The organism is Micrococcus lylae, assembly GCF_900163825.1.
Taxonomy (GTDB): Bacteria; Actinomycetota; Actinomycetes; order Actinomycetales; family Micrococcaceae; genus Micrococcus; species Micrococcus lylae.
The window spans coordinates 1-18,372 of record NZ_FUKP01000028.1; the positions used below are offsets into that span (position 1 = coordinate 1).

General features: G+C 70.6%; 18 protein-coding genes and 1 pseudogene. 10 read left to right on the plus strand and 9 right to left on the minus strand.

Translation table 11 applies throughout. The features are described from left to right. Window positions 1–195: 195 nt before the first annotated feature. The 3 genes and pseudogenes from FM125_RS04340 to dapE form a co-directional block, all read left to right on the plus strand. Window positions 196–552: pseudogene (locus FM125_RS04340) on the plus strand (integrase core domain-containing protein); the annotation flags it as partial. Between the two features lie 198 nt (window positions 553–750). After that, window positions 751–1,779 (plus strand): hypothetical protein, encoded by a 1,029-nt coding sequence (locus FM125_RS11720; RefSeq protein WP_143745219.1) that lies wholly within the window; start codon window positions 751–753, stop codon window positions 1,777–1,779. A 570-nt stretch (window positions 1,780–2,349) separates the two neighbouring features. Next, the gene (gene dapE / locus FM125_RS04345; protein ID WP_087133759.1) at window positions 2,350–3,516 is read left to right on the plus strand and encodes a succinyl-diaminopimelate desuccinylase; all 1,167 of its coding nucleotides are present in this window, start codon (window positions 2,350–2,352) and stop codon (window positions 3,514–3,516) included. Between the two features lie 166 nt (window positions 3,517–3,682). Here dapE and FM125_RS04350 read toward each other — a convergent pair whose 3' ends face one another. The 4 genes from FM125_RS04350 to FM125_RS04365 form a co-directional block, all read right to left on the minus strand. After that, a complete protein-coding gene (locus tag FM125_RS04350) occupies window positions 3,683–4,552 on the minus strand; it encodes an amino acid ABC transporter permease (protein ID WP_087133760.1) in 870 nt (289 codons plus the stop codon). After that, the gene (locus tag FM125_RS04355; RefSeq protein ID WP_067189016.1) at window positions 4,549–5,229 is read right to left on the minus strand and encodes an amino acid ABC transporter permease; all 681 of its coding nucleotides are present in this window, start codon (window positions 5,227–5,229) and stop codon (window positions 4,549–4,551) included. Before FM125_RS04355 ends, FM125_RS04350 begins: the two co-directional genes overlap by 4 nt. Window positions 5,230–5,355: 126 nt before the next feature. Beyond that, complete coding sequence (locus FM125_RS04360; RefSeq protein ID WP_067189018.1) at window positions 5,356–6,237, minus strand: glutamate ABC transporter substrate-binding protein; 882 nt, start codon at window positions 6,235–6,237, stop codon at window positions 5,356–5,358. A gap of 62 nt (window positions 6,238–6,299) precedes the next feature. Next, complete coding sequence (locus FM125_RS04365) at window positions 6,300–7,079, minus strand: amino acid ABC transporter ATP-binding protein (protein WP_067189020.1); 780 nt, start codon at window positions 7,077–7,079, stop codon at window positions 6,300–6,302. 92 nt (window positions 7,080–7,171) lie between these two features. On the opposite strand from FM125_RS04365, the gene FM125_RS04370 reads away from it, so the two are divergent. The 3 genes from FM125_RS04370 (at window position 7,172) to FM125_RS04380 (ending at window position 8,562) form a co-directional block, all read left to right on the plus strand. Beyond that, on the plus strand, window positions 7,172–7,954 hold the full coding sequence (locus FM125_RS04370) for an LOG family protein (protein ID WP_087133761.1): 783 nt from the start codon (window positions 7,172–7,174) through the stop codon (window positions 7,952–7,954). Continuing rightward, on the plus strand, window positions 7,951–8,280 hold the full coding sequence (locus FM125_RS04375; RefSeq protein ID WP_087133762.1) for a DivIVA domain-containing protein: 330 nt from the start codon (window positions 7,951–7,953) through the stop codon (window positions 8,278–8,280). The genes FM125_RS04370 and FM125_RS04375 overlap by 4 nt, the downstream gene beginning before the upstream one ends. A 111-nt stretch (window positions 8,281–8,391) precedes the next feature. Beyond that, window positions 8,392–8,562: a DUF3117 domain-containing protein gene (locus FM125_RS04380; protein ID WP_070637713.1), complete on the plus strand. Its 171-nt coding sequence runs from the start codon at window positions 8,392–8,394 to the stop codon at window positions 8,560–8,562. 144 nt (window positions 8,563–8,706) lie between these two features. Here FM125_RS04380 and FM125_RS04385 read toward each other — a convergent pair whose 3' ends face one another. Next, window positions 8,707–9,357 (minus strand): O-methyltransferase, encoded by a 651-nt coding sequence (locus FM125_RS04385; RefSeq protein WP_087133763.1) that lies wholly within the window; start codon window positions 9,355–9,357, stop codon window positions 8,707–8,709. Between the two features lie 226 nt (window positions 9,358–9,583). On the opposite strand from FM125_RS04385, the gene FM125_RS12390 reads away from it, so the two are divergent. Then, window positions 9,584–10,600, plus strand: coding sequence for a zf-HC2 domain-containing protein (locus FM125_RS12390; RefSeq protein ID WP_087133764.1), 1,017 nt, complete (start codon window positions 9,584–9,586; stop codon window positions 10,598–10,600). A 14-nt stretch (window positions 10,601–10,614) separates the two neighbouring features. After that, a complete protein-coding gene (locus tag FM125_RS04395; protein WP_245829799.1) occupies window positions 10,615–11,247 on the plus strand; it encodes a twin-arginine translocase TatA/TatE family subunit in 633 nt (210 codons plus the stop codon). 42 nt (window positions 11,248–11,289) lie between these two features. Here the strand turns inward: FM125_RS04395 and FM125_RS04400 are convergent, their stop codons facing one another. The 3 genes from FM125_RS04400 to FM125_RS04410 are packed head-to-tail and all read right to left on the minus strand — an operon-like array spanning window position 11,290 to window position 14,462. Beyond that, window positions 11,290–12,441, minus strand: a complete 1,152-nt coding sequence (locus tag FM125_RS04400; RefSeq protein ID WP_087133765.1) for an Mrp/NBP35 family ATP-binding protein — start codon at window positions 12,439–12,441, stop codon at window positions 11,290–11,292. Continuing rightward, complete coding sequence (locus FM125_RS04405; RefSeq protein WP_087133766.1) at window positions 12,438–13,181, minus strand: DUF1003 domain-containing protein; 744 nt, start codon at window positions 13,179–13,181, stop codon at window positions 12,438–12,440. The genes FM125_RS04400 and FM125_RS04405 overlap by 4 nt, the downstream gene beginning before the upstream one ends. 9 nt (window positions 13,182–13,190) lie before the next feature. Then, the gene (locus tag FM125_RS04410) at window positions 13,191–14,462 is read right to left on the minus strand and encodes a magnesium transporter MgtE N-terminal domain-containing protein (RefSeq protein WP_067189034.1); all 1,272 of its coding nucleotides are present in this window, start codon (window positions 14,460–14,462) and stop codon (window positions 13,191–13,193) included. Window positions 14,463–14,565: 103 nt separating this feature from the next. On the opposite strand from FM125_RS04410, the gene FM125_RS04415 reads away from it, so the two are divergent. Then, window positions 14,566–15,519: a YflT domain-containing protein gene (locus tag FM125_RS04415; protein WP_087133767.1), complete on the plus strand. Its 954-nt coding sequence runs from the start codon at window positions 14,566–14,568 to the stop codon at window positions 15,517–15,519. A gap of 126 nt (window positions 15,520–15,645) precedes the next feature. Here the strand turns inward: FM125_RS04415 and FM125_RS04420 are convergent, their stop codons facing one another. Then, window positions 15,646–17,220 (minus strand): aminopeptidase P family protein, encoded by a 1,575-nt coding sequence (locus tag FM125_RS04420; protein ID WP_067189038.1) that lies wholly within the window; start codon window positions 17,218–17,220, stop codon window positions 15,646–15,648. A gap of 89 nt (window positions 17,221–17,309) precedes the next feature. Here FM125_RS04420 and FM125_RS04425 point away from each other — a divergent pair, with 89 nt between their 5' ends. Beyond that, window positions 17,310–18,164 (plus strand): PHP domain-containing protein, encoded by an 855-nt coding sequence (locus tag FM125_RS04425; RefSeq protein ID WP_067189040.1) that lies wholly within the window; start codon window positions 17,310–17,312, stop codon window positions 18,162–18,164. Window positions 18,165–18,372: the final 208 nt, after the last annotated feature.

An 18,372-nucleotide genomic window follows, 5' to 3' on the forward strand; every position in this document is an offset into this window, starting at 1 on the left:
TGACTCTCCTTCAGGACCTACATAACGGCCCTGCCACTAAGTCTGACGCGCGACACCCTGACCCTCACCGACCGACTCAGGATGGTCCACAGGGCGCATCCATCACCACCTCGCCTCCGAGGGACACCGGGTGTGTCTTCGTACCGTGGGACTGTGGCTGCACCGGCTGGGCCTCTCCCGGTTGCAAGATCTGGCGCCCACGGCATCACCGTGGACCGGGTGGTCACGGACAACGGAAGCAGCGACCGGGCTGCGGACTTCACCGCGACGGTGGTCTCGCTCGGAGGCCGGCATCACCGGAACCGGCCCTACACCCCGCGCCATAATGGGAAGGTGGAGAGGTGCAACCGGCTGATGGTCGATGAGGTCCTCTACGCCCGCCCCTACAAGTCAGAACAGGCTCGCCGTGAGGCCCTGGCGGTGTGGGTGAATCGCTACAACTACCATCTGCCTCATACCTCCTGTGGGGACGCCCCGCTGACCTCGTTGACCCCGGCCCGAGTCAACAACGTCATGACGTCCTACAACTGGTGTGTGATGTCTAGGATATAGGATCCTGGTGTGGAGCCCAGGTCAGTCTCGGGGTCGGGGTCCAAGATGAGGGCGGGCGCACCTGAGAGAACCAGTGTCATTGCCCCAAAAATCACAAGCAAGATCACTAGAATCCAAAGTATTAACCGCCTGTTTCCCCTGTTTCGTCCCGTTGAGTTCATGGCGTTTATTATGCCACACCTTAGAAAGGGTGTCCAGATGCGCATTGCATTAAGATTGGATTATGGCGCAGCAGTTTTTGGGTGCACTGCACTCGTCGCATCGCTTGCAGTGCCAGCAAGCGCCTTGGATCTGAAACCAGATTCAGTTGATGCACTAAATCAAGTTTCGGATTCACTCATTGAAGAAAAGTACGACCTATTGGGGCAAGCTGTAAATATTGATGTCAGTGACATTAGCGCAGACGACAAAATCTTATTCCAGAGTGAGGGGTCGGCGGTAACTGTGCCGTCGTCTCCAAGCGGTCCCGTGCAGATCAGTGCAGAGGGGGGCGAATATATCGAAATCTATCGACCCTTTGGCTCGGGCGCAGAAGATGCCGTCGGAATTTCCCCAGGGGTAGTCGAGAATTATGGCGAAGAGTTCACGACTGTGACATCGATTCGAGGTGGCAGTGATGTTCAAATGGCCACCATTATCCATAATGCAGATTCTCCGGAAATATATGAGTATGGCCTCGGTCTCCCTGAGGGGGCAATTGCCTTCAGGGTGCGCGGAGGGGTCCTTATTGAAGATCTTGAAGGCGACCTAATTGGAGGGTTCACTCCCCCCTGGGCGGTGGACGCGAAAGGCGATCCTGTGCCCACATCGTACGAGCTCGATGGGTCAACTCTCGTGCAGCGGATTGATCATGCAGATGTAGAGGGGATTAAATATCCAGTCGTAGCAGACCCTGCATACAGCCGAGGAATGATTAAGGAGGTAAAGCATGAGCGGTGGGCAAATGGTGGATGGGAGTTGCGACTCACTGTCACTGCCCTGGCGCGTTGGTATCAGCCCTTCAACCCTCGTTACGTCTACAGTGAGGGTCTCAAGGACTTGCGGGAGTATCACCCGCGTTCCATGGCGAAAGATACAATGGCCCAGCAGTGGGACTGTCACGTCACGGGATTGCCGGGGACGATAAATATCGATCTTGAAAGCTACCGAAAGAGCTGGCCGGGGTGGCGCTCGGGAATTCTCGGCGCGGTGCTCAGTGGCAACCCTGCTCGAGCCTGCAACTGGTAAGGCTAAAGCGTCTATATCCACCCAGAACGGACCGCAGACCCAGGGCGTCTCGGTTGGTCCGCCAATCTCAGCGGAACAGATGGTCGCGGTACTGCGCGGCGTCTTGGGCTCGTACCCGCATACCGAACAGCTTGGCAGCGCGCCCGACGTCAACCCACACGGGCGTCAAGATCACGGGCCAGCACCCGGCCCCTCCAACCGGGTGTACGGGGTTTCCATAACAGCCACCGGCTCCGCGGTGCGGACTGGCCCATGCTCGACGTGCAGGTCGTTGATGTCGATCCCGATGATGACGGTGTCTGGCCTACGCAGGGCAGTCTGGGTGTCGGCAGGCTCGGCCTGCTCCTTCAGGGGTGAGGCCTGGGAACCTGCTCCTGCAGGGTGAGGCCTGGGAACGCCAGGTTCTAGATCCGGTGCCCGTCGGCATATCCGTTGGTCCTGCCCGAGTCAACAACGTCATGACCTCCTACACCTAGCCAGCACGACGACGGCGCACGCCCCGCCCGTCTGCCGTCTCACCACACGGTCGTCCGCAGGGCGGACAGGGCAGCAGGTTCCTAGACTGGCGCCATGGACACCACCACAGACACCCCGCACCCGTACGCCGGCCGTCCGGTGGATCTGCCGGACCTGGCCGCCGGCCCGAACGTGGCTGAGCTCACGGCGACCCTGCTGGACGCCTACTCGGTCTCCGACTGGGAGACGCCGCTGGCCGACGCCGTCGAGCAGGCGCTGCGTGCCCTGCCCCGGCTGGAGACGACGCGCATCGGCGACTGTGTGGTCGCCCGCACGGATCTGGGACTGCCGCAGCGTGTGATCCTGGCCGGTCACCTGGACACCGTGCCGCTGCCGACCGTGGAGGGCTCGCGCGGCACCGTCCCGTCGGTCTGGGACGGGGACGTCCTCTACGGCCGCGGCGCTGTGGACATGAAGTCGGGTGTTGCCGTGCAGCTGGCCCTGGCGGGCCTCGTCGGCGCGGCGGACGGGCCGGCTCCGGCCTATGACGTCACCTGGGTGTTCTACGACCATGAGGAGGTCGACGCGATGCGCTCCGGCCTGGCCCGTGTGGCGCGTGAGGCCCCAGAGCTGCTCGAGGCCGACTTCGCTGTGCTCCTCGAGCCCACCGACGGAGTCGTCGAGGGCGGCTGCAACGGCACCAACCGGTACCGGGTCACCTTCCGCGGCGTCGCCGCCCACTCGGGCCGCGCCTGGCGCGGCCACAACGCCATCCACGACGCCGGGCAGCTGCTCACGGCGCTGACGGACTACGAGCCTGCCACGATCACCGTGGAGGGCCTGGAGTACCGGGAGGGCCTGAACGCGATCCGCGTGACCGGCGGCGTAGCCGGCAACGTCATCCCGGACGCCTGCACGGTGGAGGTCAACTACCGCTTCGCCCCGGACAAGACCCTGGAGCAGGCCCATGCCCACGTCCGTGAGGTCTTCGAGGCCGCCGGGGTGGACTGGGACGGGCAGGTCGAGGTCACGGACGCCTCACCGGCGGCCCGCCCCGGGCTGGACCGGGCCGCGGCGGCGAGCTTCGTGGCCGCGGTCGGCGGCGAGCCGAAGCCCAAGTACGGGTGGACGGACGTGGCCCGCTTCTCCGAGCTCGGCGTGCCCGCCGTGAACTTCGGCCCCGGAGACGCCCTGCTCGCCCACACGGACGACGAGCACGTCGGACGCGGGCAGGTGCACGCCTGCCTGCAGGCGCTGCGCGCCTGGCTGCTGGCCGGCTGAGCGGCCGAGCATCGCCGTTGGCGGCCCCGAGGCGACCCGGAGCCGATCCAGAGGCGACCCGGAGGCGATCCGGAGGCGATCCGGAGGCGATCCGGAGGCGACGGCGCCCTCACCTCCGTCCGAGAGGTGCCGGCGCCGTCGTCGTCCACCGCCCGGGCGGGCCGGCTCAGACCTTCACGGCCGAGGAGCCGGCACGCGGCTTGGTGCGGCCGGCGGTCTTGGACGAGAGCTTCGTGGACAGCAGGGTGGCCAGCCACGTGAGCAGGACGTTGATCACGATGAACACCACGGCGGCGACCACCAGGGTCTGCAGGATGTTGCCCTGGCCGGAGCCGAGCTGACGCGCGTACTGCAGCAGCTCGTAGAAGCCGATCAGGTAGCCGAGGGCGGAGTCCTTGAGGATCACCACGAACTGGCTGAGCAGGGACGGCAGCATCGCCACGAGGGCCTGCGGGACCTCCACAAGGCGCAGGGACTGGTTCGGTGTCATGCCGATCGCCGCGGCCGCCTCGCGCTGCCCCTTCGGCAGGGACTTCACGCCGGAGCGCACGAGCTCGGCGATCACCGCGCCGTTGTACAGCGTCAGCCCGACGATCACCGCGAAGTACGGGCCGTCCGCCGAGGGGACCACGCCGGCGCGGCCGAGCATGGCGAACACCTGATAGAAGAACACCATCATCAGCAGCACGGGCACGGCGCGGAGGAACTCCACGACCACGCCCGAGACGGCGCGGATCGGCGCGTAGGGCGCCAGACGGAGGAAGCCGAACACCAGGCCGAAGAGCACCGAGGTGACCACCGCGATCGCCGCGGACTGGAGCGTGAACTGCAGTCCCGGCAGGTAGTAGTTGGACCAGGCGTTGCCGTTGACGGCGCTGATCCAGCGCGAGGGCTCGAGCTGGCCGCGCTCGTTCAGCATGCCCAACACGATCCAGGCGACGATCGCCACGCCGATCAGCGCGACGACGTTGACGATCAACACGTTCCGGCGGGCCTTGGGCCCCGGCGCGTCGAAGAGGACGGACCGGGCGCTCATCGTGCCACCGCCAGACGGTCGGAGGCCCACGTGGTCAGCAGGCCGATGGGGATGACGATCAGGCAGAAGCCGACGGCGAAGGTCATGAAGATCGCCACCATGACGTCCGGCCGGAACTCGATCATCGTCTTCATCAGGACGGAGGCCTCGGCCACGGAGGCCGCGGCGGCGACGGTCGTGTTCTTGGTCAGCGCGATCAGGGTGTTGCCGATCGGCGTGATCGCGCCGCGCAGGGCCTGCGGGAGGATCACGAGGCGGGCGGCGGGCAAAAAGCCCAGGCCGATCGCCCGGGCGGCCTCGGCCTGCCCCTGCGGGACCGTGTTCACGCCGGAGCGGATCGCCTCGCACATGAACGCCGCGTGGTACAGCGAGAGCGAGATGACCGCGAAGATGAAGAAGTTCAGCGTGAAGTCGTCCGCGAACGTGATCTTCAGCTGCCCCCAGACGGCGAGCACGCCGATGAGCATGATGATCGTCAGCGGAGTGTTGCGGACGAGGTGCACGTAGGCGGTGCCGACGGCGCGCAGCGAGGCGACCGGCGAGATCCGGAACAGTGCCAGGACGACGCCGAGGACGAACGAGCCGATCGCCGCGAGGACGGTCAGCTTGATGTTCATCCAGAACGCGACCGGGATCTGCGAGCCGTACTGCTCGAAGAGGGTGGTCAGGGATTCCATGGGCCTTCCCAGGGGTGAGACAGGGGCGGACCGGACGGGCCGGCGGGTCCGTGCAGGACGCCGCCGACCCGGTCGGCTCCGTGTTGGTGGGTGGTCACCGGTGGTGGGCGATCACCGACGGCAGGATCAGTCGCAGGACTCGAACTCGGCGTCCGCGCCGGAGTTGAGCTCGTCGTCGGCCTCGTAGCCGGTGCCCTCGGTGTTGGACTTGAGCGCCTCCTCCCAGGCGCCCTCGTCCTTCATCTTCTGGATGGCGTCGTTGATCTGCTGGCAGGTGTCGTTGTCCTTGTTCAGGCCCACGCCGTAGCGCTCGACCGAGAACGGGTCGCCGACCACCTTGAACTTGCCCTTGTTGGCCTCGGTTCCCGCCAGGCCGGCGAGGATGATGTCGTCGGTGGTGACGGCGTCCACCTGGCCGGACTCGAGGTAGGTCACGCACTCGGCGTAGCCGCCCTGCTCCACGAGGTTCACGCCCTGGGAGTACTCGTCCTTGATCTTCTGCGCGGAGGTCGAGCCGGTGACCGAGCACAGGTTCTTGCCGTCCAGGGAGTCCGGGCCGGTGATCTCCTCCTCGTCCGCTCGGACCAGCAGGTCCTGGCCGGCCACGAAGTACGGACCGGCGAAGGCCACGCGCTCCTTGCGCTCGTCGGTGATGGAGTAGGTCGCGAAGATCATGTCGACCTCACCGTTCTCCAACGCGTTCTCGCGGTTGGCGGACGGGGTCTGGACCCAGGTGATGTCCGCCTCGTCCACGCCCATCTCCTTGGCGACGAACCTGGCGACCTCCACGTCGAAGCCGGTCGGGTCGTTGGAGCCCTCACGGAAGCCGAGGCCCGGCTGGTCGAACTTGATGCCGATGGTCAGCGACTCGCCGGAGCCGCCCTTCTTGGAGCCGTCGGCGGAGGAGCTCTCCTCGCTGCTCTCGGTGGCGGAGGGGGAGCAGGCGGACAGGGACAGTGCGGCCGCGGCGGCGACGGCGGTCAGGGAGAGGAACTTCTTGCGGGCCATGGTGGCCTCCTTGGGTGTCAGGTGCGGTGGTGTGGGGGTCGGGCCGGTGCCGGGTGCTCCGGTCAGTGGGTCAGGATCTTGCCGAGGAAGTCGCGGGCGCGGTCGTGCTGCGGGTTCGTGAAGAAGGACTCCGGGTCCGTGTCCTCGAGGATGGCGCCGTCGGCCATGAAGATCACGCGGTCGCCGGCCTTGCGTGCGAAGCCCATCTCATGGGTGACGACGACCATGGTCATGCCCTCCGTGGCGAGGCCGACCATCACGTCCAGCACCTCCTGGACCATCTCGGGGTCCAGGGCGGAGGTCGGCTCGTCGAAGAGCAGGGCCTTCGGCTCCATGGCGAGGGCGCGGGCGATGGCCACGCGCTGCTGCTGGCCGCCCGAGAGCTGGGCCGGCAGCTTCTTCGCCTGGTGGGCGACGCCGACCCGCTCGAGCAGCTCCATGGCGTGGGCCTCGGCGGCGGCCTTCTTCTTCCCCTTGACGCGGATGGGGCCGAGGGTCACGTTGTCGAGGATCGACTTGTGGGCGAAGAGGTTGAAGGACTGGAACACCATGCCGACCTCGGCGCGCAGGCGGGCCAGCTCGCGACCCTCCGCCGGGAGCGGCTTCCCGTCGATCAGGATGCGGCCGCCGTCGTCGATCGTCTCGAGGCGGTTGATGGTGCGGCACAGGGTGGACTTGCCGGAGCCCGAGGGGCCGAGCACGATCGCTACCTGCCCGCGCGGGATCGTCAGGTCGATGTCCTTGAGCGCGTGGAAGTCGCCGAAGTGCTTGTTGACGCCCTGCAGTTGGATGAGGGCGTCGGTCTCCGCGGCGGCGGAGGCCTCAGGTGTGCGCTGCGTCATAGTCGGGGAATATACCGAACGCCCGCAGGTTCTGCGCAGACCGACATCCGCGCCGAGGCCCGATCGTCACGGTGCGCCGATAGGCTGGCGTCATGGCTGAGAACGACGACGTCCGCCGCCGGTGCCTCCGGCGCGGACCGCAGACCCTGCGGGGCGAGGCCGCCCGCCGGCCGACCTTCGACCAGATGCTGCTGGACACGCGCCGCCACGACGCCGCGGTGCCGCCGGCGGAGCAGGTCCACTCCACTGCCACGGACGCCTGGCGCGTGCTGCGCATCCAGTCCGAGTTCGTGGAGGGCTTCGGCACCCTGGCCGAGCTCGGCCCGGCCGTCTCCGTGTTCGGCTCCGCCCGCACCGGCGAGGGCACCGCGGAGTACGAGCTGGCCCGGGCGGTCGGCCGGGAGCTCGTCGCCGCCGGGTATGCGGTGATCACCGGCGGTGGCCCGGGCGCGATGACGGCTGCCAACCGCGGCGCCACCGAGGCCGAGGGGACCTCCGTCGGCCTCGGCATCGAGCTGCCCCACGAGCAGGGCATGAACGAGTGGGTCGGCATCGGGATCGACTTCCGCTACTTCTTCGCGCGGAAGGTCATGTTCGTGAAGTACGCCCAGGGGTTCATCGTGGTCCCCGGAGGCATGGGCACCCTGGACGAGCTGTTCGAGGCGCTCACTCTGGTGCAGACCGGCACCGTCACCCGCTTTCCGATCGTCCTGGTGGGCCGAGAGTTCTGGGGTCCGCTCGTGGACTGGCTGCGAGACACGCTCGCCGCCCGCGGGATGATCTCGCCCGAGGACCTGGACCTCGTGTCGGTCGTGGACACCGCGCAGGAGGCGGTCGCGGCCGTGCGCGCCGTGGCCCAGGAGGAGCGGGCATGATGCTCCCGGTCTGGCTGACCCTGCTGGCCGCGGTGGCCGTGGTCGTCGCGGTCCTGGTGGCCGTGCTGGCCGGACGGTTCACCGCCCCGCTGCAGGACCCCCGTGACGGTGCTCCGGCGGCCCCGGTGCTGCTGCCGGACGAGCCCACGGCGGACGACGTGGACCACGTCCGCTTCGCGCACTCGGTGCCCGGCTACCACCGCGGGCAGGTGGACGCGACCGTCGCCCGCCTGCAGGAGGCGCTGCGCCGGAGCGAGGAGCGCATCGCGGTGCTGGAAGCGGACGGAGCAGGTCCGGTTAGCACCAACGAGGAGAATCCTGGATAATGAACGTGTGACGGGCGACTCGCCGACAGGCGGCGAGCACGGGCCCGAGACGTCGCAGCCCTGCACCGGGCGGTCGTCGTCCTGAGCCGACCAGCAAGAAGGGAAGTCGCAATGGCCGCCATGAAGCCTCGTACGGGGGATGGCCCCATGGAAGTGACCAAGGAGGGCCGCAGCCTCATCATGCGAGTTCCGATCGACGGCGGTGGCCGCCTGGTCCTGGAGCTCAACAACGAGGAGGCCGCAGAGCTCAAGGAGTGCCTGGTGGGAGTCACCGAGGCCTGAGCCCCTTCGTCTGCACTTCAGACAGCGCGAGCCCCCGCCTTTCGACCGCACGGTCGAAAGGCGGGGGCTCGCTCGTGCCCGGATCGCCGCGGCCGGGACCGATCCCAGGCTGTGGCAGGCCGGACCGGGGCCGCGTCACGGTCGTCAGCGGCGCACCGCCAGCAGCACGCCGGTGCCCGTGGTGACCAACGCCGAGTTCCAGGCCTCGTCCTCGCGGAGGGCGCGCTCGACCTGGCGGGCGGTGACGGTGGCCGGTTCACGGACGGCCGGCTTGGGGACGCGGTCGTGGTCGAGTGCGTCGACGATCACCAGCAGGCCGCCACGGCGCAGCATGCGGCCGGCCTGGTCGACGTCGAAGGGCAGGGAAGCCGGGTCGCCGTCGAGGACGACCATGTCGTAGGAGCCACTGCTGAGGCGGGGGAGGACCGTCCGGGACCGGCCGGTGATCATGCGGGTGCGCTGGCTGGGCAGGCGCGCCTCGCTGAAGGCCTCGCGGGCGGCGCGCTGCGCGTCGCCGTCGGCGTCGAGCGTGGTGAGCACGGCGTTCGCGGGAAGACCCGCCATCAGGGCGAGGCCGGAGACGCCGGCGCCGGTGCCGACCTCCACCACTGCGGACGCGGAGCGCGTGGCGGCGAGCACGGTGAGCAGCGCCGAGGTGCCCGGGGTGACCGCCCGCAGGCCGAGCTCGGCCGAGCGCTCACGGGCACGCTCCACGACCTCGCCCTCGACGGGGCGGGACTCGGCATAGGCCCAGGAGGCGTGCTTGTCCGAGGGCTGGGGGCTGACGGCCTTCATGCTCACGTGTGCTGCTTCCTTCCGCGCTGGGCCCGGACCGGGCCACCGGCCCAGTGTACGGTTCCCGGCGCGTCGCGTCCCGGCCCTCGTGGCCGCGGGGTCTCGGGACCTTGGCGGCTCGGGTTCAGCCTTCTCCCAGTAGCGGCGACGAGAATGGCAGGCACAGCGGGACGGCTCCGCACGACCGCCGTTCCGGACCGATCCAGGGAAGGAGGCGCTCGGACCGATGGCCCGCCATCCCCTGGGGCGCCTCGACGGATATCTTGAGGGCACCCTGAGCGGTCGTCGCCGTCGGCGCGTCGCCTCCCATCTTCAGTCGTGTCCCTACTGCACCGACGCCGTTCGCGAGCGCGCCCGCGTGCTGGCCGCCGCCCGCCGCGTCGAACGCGACCACGCCCACGGCGTCACACCCGCCTCCCACGGCGTCACGCCCGCCGGCCATGGATCCACGGCCGCCGATCTCGCCGCCGGTGCGACGCACCGCCAGAGCGTCGCCATGGCCGCCCAGGGCGTCTCGGGTCGGTTCGTGGTCGCAGGGCTCGGCGTCCTCGTCCTCGCCGCCGGCGCCCTGGCGGCCGTCTGGGTCGCCGGAGACCCGTCCGACGCGGCGTCGAGCCCCGACCTGGCGGACGCCCGCAGCATCGTCGCCGACGCCGAGTCCGAGGCGGACCCGGCCGCCTCCGCCGAGTCCGCAGGGGCTGCCTCGGCCGCGGTGGCGGCGGAGAACGGGGCGGCGATCCGCGCCCTGCGCCGCCAGGGCTGGGCGGTCCCGTCGCTGCAGACGGTCGGCCTGCGCCCCCACGGCCTGGAGGTCGCCAGCGACCAGGACGTGGTGGAGGTGTCCGTGGACTGGTCGGACGAGGAGCGCTCGGTGCACGTGCGCGAGTGCCGCAGTGCGGGCGAGTCTGCGGTCCCGGCCGCGTGCCCGGGCCAGGACAGCGCCCCGGCGGCCACCGAGGGCACCCTCCCGGTGGGGGTCACCTACCACGTGACCGCGGACGACGGCACGGACACCTGGACGGCGGTCCTGCCGGTGGGCCAGGCGCGGTATGTGGTCACCTCGGACATGCCGCGCGAGCGCGTGGAGCAGCTGCTGTCCATGATGGTCCTGTCCGAGCGTTCGAGCGTGGCGGACGACCTGGGCGACCCGGACGAGATCACCGACCGTCTCGAACGCGGCATCGATCGCCTGTTCGGCTCGATGGGACTGTCCACCGGCGTGGCCCGGGGGCCGGGCCTCTAGTAGAGTCAGAGCCTGTGAACATCGGTATCAACGGTGGCGAGTTCATCGTCCTCGTCCTCATCGCCCTTCTTGTGCTGGGTCCTGAGCGACTGCCCGAGTACACGAGGAAGTTCACGGACTGGCTCCGCTCCATGAAGGTCATGGCCGAAGGGGCGAAGGAGCAGTTCAAGGAGGAGACCGGCCAGGACTTCGACGAGATCGAGTGGCGCAAGTACGACCCGCGCCAGTACGACCCGCGCCGCATGATCCGGGAGGCACTGCGCGAGCCCGTCGACTCCACCCGCGACACCGCCCGCAACGGCGTCCGGGCCGAGGACCTGCACGGCGGCCTGAGCCGTCAGGACATCCAGGACATGGACCCGCGGACGATCTTCCGCGCCTCAGGCGGCGGCTCGACCGCCGCCTCCGCGGCCACCGCAGAGACTGCGGCTCCCGCGGCCACCGCCGGGACCGCCGCATCCGGCGCCCCAGCAGCCGGGGGAGCGGCCGCCGTCGCCGCCGGAGGTGCCGCCGCCGCGCTCATGGGCTCCGGCCGTGCCGAGGCCGCGATGGCACAGGAGGCCCCCGCCGCGCACCCGGACACCGAGCCGGATCCGCTGGACCTGCTCGGCAAGGCGCCCGCCCCGTTCGACGTGGACGCCACCTGACCCTCCTGTCGTCCTTCCCGACGACGGCCGGGCACGCCGCGGTCAGCGCGGGGACAGCGGCAGTCCGACGCCGCGCAGGCTGCGCGGGCGGACGGCCAGGCGTGCGGCGACCTGCTCCAGCGCCTGCGCCGCGGGGGAGGCGGCGGTGTCTGTGAGGACCACGGGCACGCCGTCGTCGCCGCCGGTGCGGACGGCCGGCTCGAGCGGGACGGTGCCCAGCAGCGGCACCTCGGCCCCGAGGGTCTGGGACAGGCGGTCGGCGACCTCCTGGCCGCCCCCGGCGCCGAAGACCTCCATCACGGTGCCGTCCGGCAGGGTCATGGGGCCCATGTTCTCCACCACGCCGGCCACGCGCTGGCCGGTCTGCTTCGCCAGCTGGCCGGCACGGGCGGCGACCTGGGCGGCGGCGTGCTGCGGGGTCGTGACCACGAGCAGCTCGGAGGTCGGCAGCAGCTGGGCGGCGGAGATCGCGATGTCCCCGGTGCCGGGCGGCAGGTCGATCAGCAGGACGTCCAGGTCGCCCCAGTAGACGTCGGTGACGAACTGCTCCAGGGCGCGGTGCAGCATGGGGCCGCGCCAGGCCACCGGTCGGTCCTCGTCCAGGAACATGCCGATCGAGATGACCTTCACCCCGTGCGCGACCGGAGGCAGGATCATGTCCTCCACGCGGGTCGGGGAGGCGTGGGTGCCGAGCAGGCCGGGGATCGAGAAGCCGTGGACGTCCGCGTCGATCAGTCCCACGGACAGCCCACGCCGGGCCAGCGCGACCGCGAGGTTGGCGGTGACGGTGGACTTGCCCACGCCGCCCTTGCCGGAGGCGACGCCGACCACCCGGGTGAGCGTGCCCTCCCCGAAGGGATTGGCCGGCCGGGAGCCGCGCAGTCGCTCCTGCAGGTCGCGACGCTGCTCGGGGGTCATCACCTCGAGCCTCACCTCGCCTTCCACGCAGCCGTCCAGGCCCTCGACGGCGGCCCGGGCGTCCGCCTCGAGCGTGCCCTTCAGCGGGCAGCCGGCGATCGTGAGGCGCAGCACGACCTCGAGCCGGCCCGGGGAGGACTCCCTGACGGAGGCGACCATGCCGAGCTCGGTGACCGGACGGCGGATCTCCGGGTCCTGCACCGCCGCCAGGGCGACGAGAGCGGCGGACTCCAGAGCCGTCGTCGGGGTGGAGGTGACGATCTCGGGGGCGCTCATGCCTGCGGTCCCTCCTGGGGGCGCTCGGCGGCTGCCTCGGCGGCCTCCTCGGCGGCCAGGAGCGCCAGCGTGGTGGTGGAGGTGTCCTCCGCGTCGGCGGGTCGAGTCCCGCGCTTCTTCTTGCCGGACTTCGTGGCCGAGCCCTTCTTGGTGGCCTTCCTGTCCCGGTCCGCGGAGCGGGCCTCGAGGAGGTCGTTGCGGATCTCGTTGCGGATCTCCTCGCGCAGGGACTCGCGGAGCTGTTCGACGACGTCGTCGGACAGGCTGCGCATCTCGGAGCGCACGAAGTCACGGGTGGAGACGTCCTGCAGGGCCAGGCGCAGGCCCGCGATCTCGCGGGTGAGGTACTCGGTGTCCGCCAGGTTGCGCTCGGCGCGGTCGCGGTCCTCGCGCAGGGCCACCTTGTCACGGTCGTCCTGGCGGTTCTGGGCGAGCAGCAGCAGCGGGGCGGCATAGGAGGCCTGCAGCGAGAGCATCAGGGTCAGGGCGGTGAAGCCGATCGCGGCGTCGTCGAAGCGCAGGGACTCCGGACCCCAGGTGTTCCAGCCGAGCCAGAGGGCACAGAACAGCGTCATCCAGAGCAGGAACTGCGGCGTGCCCATGAAGCGGGCGAAGCCCTCGGTGGCCTCGCCGAAGGCGTCCGGGTTCGGGGAGAGGCGGGGCAGGCGGCGGCGGCGCGCGCTGAGCGGGGTGTCCAGTCCGGACTGGCGGGTGCGCGGGTCGTTCGCGTTCTCGGCCATGGGCGCTCCTTACTGCGTGCTCGTCGTCGGGTTCGGCAGGTCCTCGGGGTCCATGGCGCGCCAGTCCTCCGGGAGGATGTGGTCCAGCACGTCGTCCACGGTCACGGCGCCGACGACGCGCTGCTGCTCGTTCACCACGGGGATGCAGGTGAGGTTGTAGGTCGCCAGCTCGCGGGTCACATGGGCGATCGGGGCGAGGTCGGAGACCGGCTCGAGGTCCTTGTCCAGGATGTTGCCCAGCGGCTCCGGCGGCGGGTAGCGCAGCAGCTGCTGGAAGTGCACGGCGCCGAGGTAGCGGCCGGTGGGGGTCTCCAGCGGGGGGCGGACCACCAGCACGAGGGAGGCGCGGGCCGCGGAGATCTCCTGCTGGCGGATGGTCGCCATGGCCTCGGCCACGGTGTCCTCCGGGGCCATGATCACCGGCACCGGGGTCATGACGGAGCCGGCGGTGTCCTCCTCGTACTCCAGGAGGCGGCGCACGTCGTCCGCGTCCTCGGGCTCCATCAGCTCGAGCAGCAGCTCCTGCTGGCTGTCCGGCAGCTCGTGGAGCAGGTCGGCGGCGTCGTCCGGGTCCATCTCCTCCAGCACGTCCGCGGCGCGCTCGATGTCCAGGTGGGAGAGGATCTGCACCTGGTCGTCGTCCGGGAGCTCCTGGAGGACGTCCGCGAGGCGCTCGTCCTGCAGCTCGGAGGCGACCTCCACGCGGCGCTTGGCCGGCATGTCATGGATCATGTCCGCCAGGTCGGCGGGCTTGAGGTCCTCATGGTGGGCCACGAAGCTGGTGGCGCCCTGCGGCTCGGCGCCGGAGGTCCAGCGGGCCTCGTTCCAGGCGATGAGCCGGTGCTCGCCGCGGGGGCGGCCGAAGGTGCTGCGCCCGGCGTCCTTGCGGACGTACAGCTCGGTCATCAGCCAGTCGCCGTTGCGCTGCTGCTCCAGTCCGGCGTCCTCGAGGACGACCTCACCCTCCCCGTCCAGCAGCGTCATGCGGCGGTCGAAGAGGTCGGCGGCCACGGTCTGCTCGGCGCCGCGGCGGGAGAACCGGCGCAGGTTGATCAGGCCGGTGGTGATGATCTGCCCGGAGTCCATGGACGTCACGCGGGTCATCGGCACGAACACGCGTTTCTTGCCGGGGACCTCGATCACCAGGCCGATCGCCAGCGGTGCGTTGCGCAGCCCGCGGTCGAGCACCACGACGTCCCGCAGGCGGCCGAGGCGGTCGCCGAGCGGGTCGAACACGTCCAGGCCCAGCAGCCGGGCCACGAAGATCTTGGAGGAGCTCACCGGTCCAGCCTAGTCGTCCGGTGCGTGCCGTCCCAGATCGGCCCTGGGCGTACAGGGCCGCGCCGACCCGTCCGTGTGCGGGCCGACACGGCAGAATGGGCACATGTCCTTCATGATGTCCGGACCGAACGCCTCCCGTGACGACGGCCTGCCCCGCGGCGAGCTCGTCTCCACCCACACCACCCGCGCGGCCGCCCAGGAGCAGCTGGAGAAGCTGGTCCAGGGAGACGTCCCGCCCACCGCGGTGACGATCGTGGGCAAGGACCTGCGTGTGGTCGAGCGGGTGCGCGGCCGGATGTCCTATCCGCAGGTGGCGCTGTCCGCGGGCCTGCGCGGACTGCTCTTCGGCTCGCTCATCGGCCTGTTCATGTACCTGATCGCTCCCCAGGGCGGCGCGCAGCAGATCCTGTTCTCCGCGCTGCTCGGCGTGGGCCTGTGGATGATCCTCGGCGTGATCGCGTTCGCGATGCGCAAGGACAGCAACGGCTTCGCCTCCACCCAGCAGGTCGTCCCGGCCGCCTATGACGTGGTGGTCGCCTTCGAGCACGCCGGCCGCGCCCGCGGCGTCCTGAACGCCGGGACCGGTCAGGCCGTGCCCGCCGCGGTCCAGCCGGGTCCGCAGGGCCAGTCGGCCCAGCAGGGTCAGCAGGGCGTCCCGACGACGGCACCGGCCTCCGCCCCGCAGGGCGCCTCCGGTCCGGACGGGTCCGAGCAGGTCCCCGCGCCGCAGGGGCCGCAGCCGGGCCAGACCCCGCATGAGGGCCAGGGCGGCCAGGGCGGCCAGGCCGGTCACGTGCAGCAGGACGGGGCGCCGCAGGCGCAGAGGCCGGCCGAGGGGCCGCAGACCCAGGACGGGCAGCAGGCCCAGCCGGCGCAGCCGGCGCAGGACGGACAGCAGGCCGACGGCTCCGCCTCCGCCGACGGTGCCCCGCAGGGTCTGGACAGGACCTACGGCCTGCGCCTGTCCCAGGAGGAGGTGGACCGGATCATCGCCGCCCGCGGCGGCACCCCCGGACAGCAGCCGCCCGAGCCGCCGCAGGGAGGCTCCGGCCGCTGACCCGACCGGCCCGGACATGACCTGACCGGCCCGGACATGACCTGGCCGACCCGGACATGACTCGGCCCCGCACCCGCCGGAAGCGATTCTCGGCACGGTGCGGGGCCGTCGTCGTGATGCTGGGCGTCAGTGCTGCTGGAGGCCCTTCATCCAGGCCTCGACCTCGTCCGGGGTGCGCGGCAGCGCGGCGGAGAGGTTCTCCGCGCCGTCCTCGGTGACGAGGATGTCGTCCTCGATGCGGATGCCCATGCCGCGGTACTCCTCCGGCACGGCCAGGTCCTCCTCCTTGAAGTACAGGCCCGGCTCGATGGTGAACACCATGCCCGGCTCGAGCACGCCGTCCAGGTAGAGCTCGCGCTTGGCCTGGGCGCAGTCGTGCACGTCGAGGCCGAGGTGGTGGCTCGTGCCGTGCGGCATCCAGCGGCGGTGGTGCTGGCCGTCTTCGGACAGCGCCTCCTCCACGGAGACCGGCAGCAGGCCCCACTCGTGCAGGCGGGAGACGAGGACCTTCATGGCCTCGGCATGGATCTCGCGGAACCGGATGCCCGGCTTCACGATCGCGAAAGCCGCGTCCGCCGCGTCCAGCACCGCCTGGTAGGCCTTGCGCTGGATGTCCGTGAACGTGCCGTTGACCGGCAGGGTGCGGGTGATGTCCGCGGTGTAGAGGGAGTCGGCCTCCACGCCGGCGTCCACCAGCAGCAGCTCGCCGTCCTGCACGTCGCCGGTGTTGCGGATCCAGTGCAGGATGGTCGCGTTGTTGCCGGAGGCGGCGATGGTGTCGTAGCCGAGGTCGTTGCCCTCGAGGCGGGCACGGGAGAAGAAGGCGCCCTCCACGATGCGCTCACCGCGGTGGTGGCCGATCGCCCGCGGCAGCACGCGGACGATGTCCTCGAAGCCGGCGATGGTCGCGGCCACGGACTCGCGCATCTGCTCGATCTCCCACTCGTCCTTGACCAGGCGCAGCTCGGAGGCGAACTCGGCGAGCTCGCCGTCCTGCGCCTCGGCCTCGGCCGGGTCCACGCCCGCGGCGGAGCGGGTGGACTCCACCAGCTGCAGCATGTCCGCGTCGTCCGAGCGGAGCAGGCGCAGCTGGACCTGACCGGCGGCAGGGGAGCCCGCATCCTTGGTCACGGCCACCTCGAGCTCCTCGAGGGAGGCGGTGCGCAGGCCGGTGCGGGCGGCCATCTCGGCCAGCGTCGGGCGCGGGCCGATCCAGAACTCGCCGGAGCGGGCGTCCGCGTAGAACTGCTCGGTGTCCCGGCCGGCGAGCGGTCGGAAGTAGAGGGTGGCCGCGTGGGAGGAGCCCTCGTCCCCGGCACCGGCGTCGGTCGGCTCGAGGACGAGCACGGCGTCCGGCTCGTGGTCCACGCCCAGGCCGGTCAGGTGGGCGAAGGCCGAATGCGGGCGGAAGCGGTAGTCCGTGTCGTTCGAGCGCACCTTCAGCTGGCCGGCCGGGATCACCAGGCGCTCGCCCTGGAAGCGCTCGGACACCGCGGCACGGCGGCGGGCGGCGTGCTCGGCGGAGGCGTCCGCCTCCGGCAGCTCGGTGCGCGCCGGGGCCCACTGGGAACCCATGAACGCGCGGAACGCGTCCGAGTTCGGGCGCTGTGAGCGGTTCTCCACGCGCTCGTGAAGCGGCTGGCGCTCCTGCTCGGCACCGGAGGTCTCGAGGGTCGTCTTCTCGCTGTTCTGCTCGGTCATGCCGTCCATCTTGTCACCCGGGACCGGGCGCCGCACTCGGGGCGCTGCCGCGGGGACCGGCAGCAGGCTCCGCCCCGTAGGCTGGGGTCATGAGCACGCCCCGCTTCGACCTGCACACGCACTCGACCGTCTCGGACGGCACCGAGTCTCCCGCCGAGCTCGTGGCGGCGGCCGCGGCGGCGGGGCTGGACGGGCTGGCGCTCACCGACCATGACACGAACGCCGGCTGGGCCGAGGCCGAGGAGGCGGCCCGCAGGCACGGCCTGCTGCTGGTGCGTGGGATGGAGATGTCCTGCCGCACGGACGAGGGCGTCTCCGTGCACCTGCTGTCCTACCTGCACGACCCGGAGCACGACGGCCTCAACGCCGAGATGGCCCGCGCCCGCGACGCCCGCCTGCACCGCGCGCAGATGATGGTGGAGCGCCTCGCCGAGGACTTCGACCTCACCTGGGACGACGTGCTCGAGCACGCGGGGGAGGGAGCCACCATCGGGCGACCGCACCTGGCGGATGCCCTCGTGCGGATCGGCGTGGTCCCGGACCGCACCGCCGCGTTCCGCTCCATCCTCGCCGGCTCCTCCAAGTACTACGTCCCGCACTACGCGCCGCATCCGGCCGACGCCGTCCGCCTCGTGCGCGACGCCGGCGGAGTCCCCGTGTTCGCGCATCCGCTGGCCTCGGCCCGCGGACGGGTGGTGGGCATGGAGACCTTCGAGGAGATGATCGGCGCCGGCCTCGGCGGTCTTGAGGTGGACCACCGCGACAACCCGGACGAGGCCCGCGCCGTGCTCCGCGGCATCGCCGAGCGCCACGGCCTGTTCACCACCGGATCCTCGGACTACCACGGCAGCGGCAAGCCCAACCGGCTGGGGGAGAACCTCACCGCACCCGAGGTGCTCGCCGAGATCGAACGTCAGGCAACCGGGACGGACGTCCTGCGCTGAGCGGGCGCCGTGTCCCAGCGGCGCCGCGGGGAGACGACGAGGTCTGGGGACCCGGAGGCCATGCCCCGGGCGCGGCAGACGAGACGACGACGGCGGCGCACCTGACAGCGTCAGGTGCGCCGCCGTCGTCGGCGTCCGGATACTAAGGCGACCCGCTTCCCAACTGGTGAGGACACGCCGTCTCGAGCCCCTCAGGACCCGTGATGAC